Genomic DNA, 4,929 nt, shown 5'->3' with positions numbered 1-4,929 from the left:
TAGCCGATAGCCGATAGCCGATAGCCGATAGCCGATAGCCGATAGCCGATAGCCGATAGCCGATAGCCGATAGCCGAAAAGCTTTGTACGAACATTTTTACCATGCAAAACGAGCCCTACCGCTGAAACGCTGGGCCTCTGTGCTGAAACACCCGCTCTGCACCTACGTTGTCCTATGCCTGCTCTTCCTCCTCGCCCTCGCTCCGCGCCTGTACCAACTCGACGCCCAGAGCCTCTGGCTCGATGAGGGCAGTAGTTGGCAGTTGAGTCGTGCGCCTTGGGCGTATCTGCTGGCAGATCTCTTCAATCCAAGTTCTGCCTACCCCCTCTACCACCTGTTGCTCAAGGGCTGGATGGAACTCTTTGGCGCAAGCGAAGCGGCGCTACGCATGCCTTCGGCACTGGCCGGGGCGCTGACCGTGCCTGTGATCTATCTGGCAGCACGAGAGCTTGGTGCTTGGGCAAGACAGGGGGTAGGAGGTGAGGGCCACCCAGAGCGTCGCACGAATCTAGCTGTCGCTCCCAACCGATCTCCTTGGCTCTACCCGTTTGCCGCCGCCCTGCTCATGCTTGCCTCGCCCTACGCGATCTGGTACAGCCAAGAGGCGAAGGTCTATAGCCTCTGGCTGCTCATCTCGACCCTCTTGGTCTGGCTGCTACTGCGGGTGCTACGGCGCAACCAGTGGCACGATTGGATGCTGCTGGTTGGTGTCGCATTCCTGGCGCTCTTCGTCCACCGGCTGAGCGCCCTGCTGCTTGTGGCTGGCGTCTGGGCGTGGGTGTTACGATTGCCCCCTGCACCTGAAAGCACATGGCTAGGCAAGCCTGCCATGCGCCCCCTGGCGCTCCTCATTGCGACCCTGCTCTCGCTGGGCCTTGTGGCGGCAATGGTGGGCGGCTTGGGTGGCGAACAGGCCGTAGGGCGCGCCGAGGCGGGCGCGGCCATCCCCGCCGATCCACTGCTGGCCCTGGGCTTAACCTTTGTGCGCTTTAGTCTGGATCGCTGGCCCGGCGATCTGCCGTGGTGGTGGCTCGTGCCTTGGGTACTGCTCACCGCATGGGGGCTCTTGCAGGCCGTGAGCGATCTGCGGAAACCTCATCGCCGCCTACCCGCCGCAGTGCTGCTGATCTTGCTCATTGTGCCCCTGCTGCTCTTCCTGGCCCAACTCAGCTTCACGCGCCTCTACGAGGCCCGTTACCTCATGGCGATCTTTCCGGTATGGGTGCTGCTGATGGGATGGGGGATGGGGGGGGATGCACAGAGAACGGAGAACAGAGAACGGAGAACGGAGAACAGAGAACAGAGAACAGAGAACAGAGAACAAAGAACAGAGAACAGGTGCGCCGCCGCAAAAGAACGCAAAGGAACGGAACAAAATAGCGGTGCCTTCGCCCCTCTCCCACAACGTGGGAGAGGGGTAGGGGGTGAGGGCCATCTTGAGCATTCCTCACGCATCCTCGCCTCCATGCTCCTCATCTGCGTCCTTGTGACCTGTGGCTTGGCGTTGCGTCAACCCACCTTTGGTCTCTTTTCGGGCGATCCGGTGAAGGAGCAGTACCGCGAGGCGCTTGCGGCCCTTGCCGCCCGCGTGCATCCCGATGATGCGATTGTGATCCATCCTGCCTACCTTGCGCCGCTCTACCACTACTACATGGCGCAACTGAGTAGCGACCCTGCGCCTGAGCCGATCCTCTTTGGCGACTTCTGGCAGGGCGAGACCGCCTTTGGGCAGCGGGAATGGGATCTGGAGCGTCGGGCCCGTTTGGCGGGCTATACGCGCAGTTGGTTGCTGATTGCGCCCGACCATGCGCGCACAGTAGACCGCCCGCTGCCCGGTGATGAGTATGGGCTAGTGGGCCTCTTTTGGGCCTATAGCAGCCAACAGCGCACATGGCCCTGTGGCATCTGGCGCTACAACGGAGCCCATCTCTTCTGCCAACAGTCGCCAGAAGCCTACGTAACCGGCGCAGCCCAACACCCCCAGAAACTCGTCGGAGCTACCTTTGGCGACCAGATCATCCTCTTGGGCTACACGCTCAAAGCGACCACCCCAGCCGGGCCGGGGGTCTACCGAGCGGGCGGCAATCTCCCGCTGAGTCTCTTTTGGGATGTGGTAGAGACGCCAGGCCGCGACTACAGCATGTTTCTGCACCTCTGCCAACGTTGTGACGAGCCACCTGTCGCTAGTAAAGACGGGCCGCCCCTAGAGGGCTACCTACCAACGAGCGTCTGGCTACCGGGCAAACCTGCCCGCGACGACCGGGCCATTGCGCTACCCCGCGACCTCGCACCCGGGCGCTACACGCTACTCTTGGGGCTCTACGATCCCAACGACCCCAGCGAAGCCGGGCGCTTGCCGGTTATGCATGAGGCGCAGATCGGGGCCGGGCGGCTCGTGTTGGGCACGGTGGAGATTGTGGTGGAGGGGGAGGACGTAGAGGATTGAACCACAGAGGCACAGAGGACGCAGAGGATTGAATAATGAGGAGCTAGGAAATAGGATTCTGTAGGCTACCTTACAGTTCGCGCCACGAAGTGGGTCTACACTGGCTTCAGGAAGTAAGCAGCGCGGGGCAGCCGCCCCAACCCAAAGGAGGCACGACGATGACAACGGTAGCACAAGTCCAGGACAGGATGAACCAGAAGCTGATCGGGGGCGTGGTTGGTGGCCTAGCGGGTGGAGTAGTCTTCGGCGTCATGATGGCAATGATGGGTATGCTGCCGATGATCGCTAGTCTAGTTGGTAGCAACTCTGCGGTAGTGGGCTTTCTGGTGCATATGGTTATCAGCGCAGTGATTGGCACCAGCTTCGGAGTACTCTTTGGAAGTCGTAGCACCAACTTTGGCCAGGGTGCGATCTGGGGGCTGCTCTACGGGGCGATCTGGTGGGTACTCGGTCCGCTGGTGATCATGCCGCTAATGATGGGCATGGGTCTACAGTTCGGTGCAGCACTGAGTGGGCCTATGCTAATGAGTCTAATGGGCCACCTGATCTTTGGCCTTGTCACTGGCCTGGTCTTCACCTGGTTTGTCCGGCGCTAAAGAGTCATACCAATTACCCTTGAACATGCCGCATTATCAAGAACGCTAACGCCCATTGGGACGCCATGTTCGGCAATCTGCAATCTACAATCGTAAATGGTATCAGTAGCTTCTCTCCATTTTCCGGTCATTGATATCAGAACACTGAATATGAAACCCCTCCGCGTCTATGTCTCTGCTAGCTGCACCGTCTGTGACCGTACCCATCAATTGGTCGCCGAGCTGCGCAGGCAACGACCAACCTACCCCATCGAGTTGGTGGATCTTGATCAACCCAATGCCGTGAAGCCGGACTTCGTCTTCGGTACGCCAACCTATGTGCTTGGTGAGCGCATCGTATCGCTCGGCAACCCCACTCTAGCAACTCTCATCAATCTGCTCGACACCAAGAACACATTGGCGGCACTGGCTGGAGCGTAGAGCGAGCGAAACACTGAGAGCAAATAAGCAATGCTGTAGCAGTGCTGATGTTCCAGAAAGCCTCCCTCTCGTTCCAGCCCGTCACGTTGCCAGCCAATGGCGATGGCTACCTTGGTTTATCATCAAAACACCCATTTCGTGTTTGTGATGATGAGGAATTTACATGAGCGAGCGACGACCTGAGACCCTGCCGGATAAGTTGCGCTACCTGCGCGACACCGACATTTTTCGCGATCTCGAACAGGCCGAAGTAGAAGCCCTAGGCAAACGCGCCCCGATGCAGCGTGTGCCTGCCGGGACGGTCTTCTTTTCGCCCGAACAGGCCGCCGAAGTCCTCTTCATCCTCAAGGAAGGCCAGGTGCGGATCTACCACCTCTCACCCGAAGGCAAGGCGCTGACCATTGCCGTACTGGAACCCGGCACGATTTTTGGCGAGATGGCCCTGCTTGGTCAGCGCCTTCACCAGAGTTATGCCGAGGCACTCAGCCCGTGCTTGCTCTGTCTGATGAGTCGCGAGGATGTCAAGGGGATGTTGCTGAGCGACCCTCGCATTGCCACACGGGTGGCCGAAATTCTGGGCCAGCGCCTGATCAGCGCCGAGCAGCGGCTCTCCGACTTTGCCTTCAAGAACCTGCCGCAACGCTTAGCGAGCCTGCTGCTTCAGTTGGCCCGCCCCCCGAAAGCACGCCTATTCCGTCCCGCCAGTGGCCCGCCTGAGGTACGCTTCACCCACGAAGCCCTAGCCGAAATGGTTGGTACCTATCGCGAGACGGCGACCAAGATCCTCAACGAGTTTCGCGCCCAGGGGCTGATCGAACTGAAGCGGGGATGTGTGGTGCTGGTTGATGAACCAGGGTTACGGGTACTCAGCGAGCTGGGCGAGGGTGGAACTTGAACAGTCTGCACCTCAAGGACGATCACTCACGAAGAGTGCAGTTGGCCGTCCTGTGCTTCCATTTTCCAACTGCGCGGTAGCTTTACTCTGCTACTTGTCTATCTCGCACGCCCGTACCAATCCCAGGATGGCTTTCTGATGCTGAGCAAGTTGCCAAACGTGCGAGGGCAGAAGCCGCAAAACAGCCTGAGATGGTACCCGAAAAGATACCTTTTCATCGTGCCGACACATGTTTCGGTTCAGACAGTTGCCAGCGGGGCGGCTAACGGATAACGTTAGGGTGTTATCACCATGCCTGTTGTTTTGCAAACAAATGATCTGTTTTGGTGCTTGCGCAGTCGCTACGAATCCGTTACACTACGCTCATCCGGGATGTAAGTAGGATCGCATGATCACAACTATCAACCTTACTTACTGAACAAGAACAGACAGTTTTTCCCAGATTGCCCAACAAATTGGCAAAACGGAGGATGAGTTGCTTCGTGATACAATTATCCGCACCCGGCGACGAGCCGCCAGTTCCATGTCATTGTTGTGCAGAGGAATGTCGGGATGCTTCAAGACTGCCAAC

At 58.7% G+C, this 4,929-nt stretch carries 4 protein-coding genes; all 4 read left to right on the top strand.

All coding sequences use genetic code 11. The features are described from left to right. The first annotated feature begins 140 nt into the window (after positions 1 to 140). Complete coding sequence (locus CJ255_RS20985; RefSeq protein ID WP_097646030.1) at positions 141 to 2,447, top strand: glycosyltransferase family 39 protein; 2,307 nt, start codon at positions 141 to 143, stop codon at positions 2,445 to 2,447. A gap of 158 nt (positions 2,448 to 2,605) precedes the next feature. After that, positions 2,606 to 3,043, top strand: coding sequence for a hypothetical protein (locus CJ255_RS20980; protein ID WP_165774864.1), 438 nt, complete (start codon positions 2,606 to 2,608; stop codon positions 3,041 to 3,043). 150 nt (positions 3,044 to 3,193) lie between these two features. Then, positions 3,194 to 3,463: a hypothetical protein gene (locus tag CJ255_RS20975; protein ID WP_097646029.1), complete on the top strand. Its 270-nt coding sequence runs from the start codon at positions 3,194 to 3,196 to the stop codon at positions 3,461 to 3,463. A gap of 163 nt (positions 3,464 to 3,626) precedes the next feature. Beyond that, complete coding sequence (locus CJ255_RS20970) at positions 3,627 to 4,358, top strand: Crp/Fnr family transcriptional regulator (protein ID WP_097646028.1); 732 nt, start codon at positions 3,627 to 3,629, stop codon at positions 4,356 to 4,358. Positions 4,359 to 4,929 lie beyond the last annotated feature (571 nt).

This window comes from Candidatus Viridilinea mediisalina (assembly GCF_002532535.1).
GTDB classification, from domain to species: domain Bacteria; phylum Chloroflexota; class Chloroflexia; order Chloroflexales; family Chloroflexaceae; genus Viridilinea; species Viridilinea mediisalina.
Note: the sequence above shows the minus strand (reverse complement) of the source record. Positions and strands in the feature narration are given on the sequence as shown.

Excerpts from the sequence above, each read along its gene's own strand:
- CJ255_RS20975 (WP_097646029.1), top strand. The coding sequence starts at position 3,194 with ATGAAACCCCTCCGCGTCTATGTCTCTGCTAGCTGCACCGTCTGTGAC.
- CJ255_RS20970 (WP_097646028.1), top strand. The coding sequence starts at position 3,627 with ATGAGCGAGCGACGACCTGAGACCCTGCCGGATAAGTTGCGCTACCTG.
- CJ255_RS20980 (WP_165774864.1), top strand. The coding sequence starts at position 2,606 with ATGACAACGGTAGCACAAGTCCAGGACAGGATGAACCAGAAGCTGATC.